We start from the raw sequence: 2,790 nt of genomic DNA, 5'->3' as shown, positions 1-2,790 counted from the left end.
CGGCACGTCGACGGCGCCGGTGCGCTGGACGGCGGACGTGGAGAACTTCAACGCGGACTTCCTCCGCACGGAGGACTACGGCACGAGCGCGACCATCGACCGGGCGGTGACGCCGGCCGAGGACGAGATCTTCACGGCGTGCGTGGCCAACGTGTCGGCGGGCGCCGCGACGCTGTCGTTCGAGTTCATCTGACCGTCTCACGCACGGCACGGGCGTGGGGTCCGGGAGAACCCCCACGCCTGACTCAGCCGACCTGTTGCCGAACTACCCACCGGGCATTCCTCAGCCGTCGGTGACCGTGAGGATCAGCGGGCCGCCCGGCAGCGGCCGGCTGTCGGGATGATCCGGGATGTTCCACGCGCTGAAGCTGCCCGGCCCGTTCCTCAGTTCGAAGCCGACGGTGTACTCGCCCGGCGCCATGGTGGACAGGAACAGACCCTGGCGGACGGTTCCGTCGCCGGCGGTCTGCGGGAAGCCGCTGATCAGCGAGCCGACCACCTCGCCGGCGGCGTCGTAGATGTAGGCGTCGACGCTGCTGACCGGCCAGGCCTGCGGTTCCGTCCGGACCGTCAGCAGGGTGCTTCCCCCGGCGGTCTGGCTGGCCGGTAGCGACGACGGCGTCAGCGTCGCGCCCAGCACCACGGGCGGTGTGGCGGTATGGGGGACCTGCGTGATCACGAGCCCGGGATCGGGAGCGAGGTACTTCCGGCCGTACAGCGCGACGTTGCCGGCGCCGTCGATCAGGCGGATGCCCTCGACCCGGCACTCGCTGATCCCGCGCCCGACGATCAACGGGACGGCGACCCGGCCGTCCGCCCGGACCGTCGCCGGGCCCGTGGCGTGACAGCTCGGGGTGTGGAGGGCGAAGTCGACCGTGACCGACGCGATGCCCCTGCGCGCTCCCGTGACCGCCATGCTCAGCTCGGTGACCGCGTCGTCCCGCCAGTTGTCCACCGGGTTCGGGTCGATGAGGAAGTCGCCGGCCTGCACCTTCGAGTTCGAGGTCACGATCACCGTCGGCGCGGCCGGGTTGTTGTGCGTGGCGACGACGCCGGCGTTGTCGTGCAGCACGACCTGGGTGACCCGCCAGGTCCCGTCGGGGGCTCCGGCCGGCAGGGCGACGCCGATCGAGCAGTGGACCTCGCCGCCGCCCGACACCGGGTCGTTGCCTCCACCGCAGCGGATGCCGGTGTTCAACCCGTCCCGTTCCCAGGTGAAGTGGGTGGTGACGCTGTTACCGCCCGGGCCGGCCAGCCGGATGCGGCCCTTCCAGAAGCCGGACTCGGCGTCCCGCACGATGAAGGGGAAGCCGATGCTGGTCGGGCCGCTCCCGGCGTAGACGTACGGATTGCTCCGGCTCTCGAACTCCACGCTCGGCCCGGTGGTGTCGATCAGGGTCCGGGCCGTGAAGCGGTACCCGAGCCGCTGCAGCCTGGTCCCGCCCACGGCGGTCGTGGTGGCGCCCGAGACGATCGTGACCTTGGTGACCTCCCAGGTCGCGGTCTCGGCGTCGGAGTAATGCGGCACCGGGAACCGGTAGGAGTACGTGGACTCCTCGGTCGTACCGGACACGAACTGCGCGTCCATGCAGCAGGCGTCGTTGAACCAGTAGGTGGCGGTCCGCTCGTGACCGAGCAGCTCACCGGTCACCGAGCTGCGCATGCGCAACGTCACGACGCCATTGACATACGAGTCCGGGTCGGTGTTGCTGACTGTCCAGGTGAGTGTGTTGAAGACCCACCCCCCGGAGGTGGCGTCCACGGTCGGCTGCTCGAACGACAGGGCGGTGAGCGCCGGGCGTGGCGCGGTGTCGGCGTTCGCGACGGCGACGCCCAGGGCGGTCACGGAGATCGTCACGGCGAACGCCAGTGCGCCGCGCACGACGCGGCGGGCGAGGGGCGAAAGCATGGGAGGCTTCCTACCATCCCCGCGCTGCTTCCCGCTTCCCCTTTCCGCATCTCGTCAGGCGGGGTCGAGGTTCGGGTCGCCGCGCAGGACCGCTTGTTCCAGTTTCAGCCGGCCCGGTACTGCGCCAGCATGAGCTCAGAGACGAGCCGCTGCCGGTAGGGGTGCCGGGCCAGCAGGTCCAGCAGGCGGCCCGCGCGGCCGCGCTCGCCGTCGCGCTCGCCCGCGCCGCCGCCCCGCCGGCGGATCCCGGAGGTACGCCGAAGGACCGTCCCGGGGCCGTCCGAGCGATCCATCGTGGACAGCGTCGCCGCACCGGCCGCCGCGCGCCGCCGGGGCTGGCCGGGACCGGCGCTCGCCGCCGGCGTCGTGGCCGCCGTCGTGCTGCTGGTCAGGAGCGGGACGTCACGCTGGACGACTGGCGGACCATCGACTTCGAGACCGGGCGGATGGGCGACTTCGACCTCGACGGCCTGGACAACATCCCCCGGCAACGACCTCTCACTGTCCCACGAGGGCACCCGGGTTTACGGGCACGTGGTCGTGCGCGACACGCGCGGGGAGCACGACCTGGCCCGTTGCCTGGCCACCGGGCTGACGTACGACGACACCATCGTGCCGTCGCCCCGGAGCCGTGCCGGCGTGGCCTGATGCGGCCAATGGCCTGGTGCGGCCAGCCGCAACACCGCCACGGACCGCGCCAGTGCCGTAGCCTACGGCGCGCCGGGTGAATCACGGGGGGTGCGCGGCATGGCAACGGTGGGAACGGTACGACGTCGACGGCGAGCCGCCGCAGCGTGGCTGGCGGTTCCGCTGATCACGCTCGGTCTGGCGGCAGGACCGGCGGCGGGACAGGCGGCAGGACAGGCGGCAGATCCGCCGTG

Annotated in this window: 3 protein-coding genes; 1 reads left to right on the top strand and 2 read right to left on the bottom strand. The window is 71.9% G+C overall.

The annotated features are described in order from the left end of the window. Positions 1-193: hypothetical protein (locus VFO68_RS33555; RefSeq protein WP_325162463.1), on the top strand; the 193-nt coding region annotated here is incomplete at its 5' end. A gap of 90 nt (positions 194-283) precedes the next feature. Here VFO68_RS33555 and VFO68_RS33550 read toward each other — a convergent pair. Beyond that, positions 284-1,909 carry a hypothetical protein gene (locus tag VFO68_RS33550; RefSeq protein WP_325162462.1) on the bottom strand — a complete coding sequence of 542 codons (1,626 nt, stop codon included), beginning with the start codon at positions 1,907-1,909 and terminating at the stop codon, positions 284-286. A gap of 104 nt (positions 1,910-2,013) precedes the next feature. Next, positions 2,014-2,400 (bottom strand): hypothetical protein, encoded by a 387-nt coding sequence (locus tag VFO68_RS33545; RefSeq protein ID WP_325162461.1) that lies wholly within the window; start codon positions 2,398-2,400, stop codon positions 2,014-2,016. Positions 2,401-2,790: the final 390 nt, after the last annotated feature.

Source organism: Actinophytocola sp. (assembly GCF_035712165.1).
Taxonomy (GTDB): Bacteria; Actinomycetota; Actinomycetes; order Mycobacteriales; family Pseudonocardiaceae; genus DASYTH01.
This window is presented reverse-complemented; position numbering and strand designations above follow the sequence as displayed.

Excerpts from the sequence above, each read along its gene's own strand:
- VFO68_RS33550 (WP_325162462.1), bottom strand. The coding sequence starts at position 1,909 with ATGCTTTCGCCCCTCGCCCGCCGCGTCGTGCGCGGCGCACTGGCGTTC.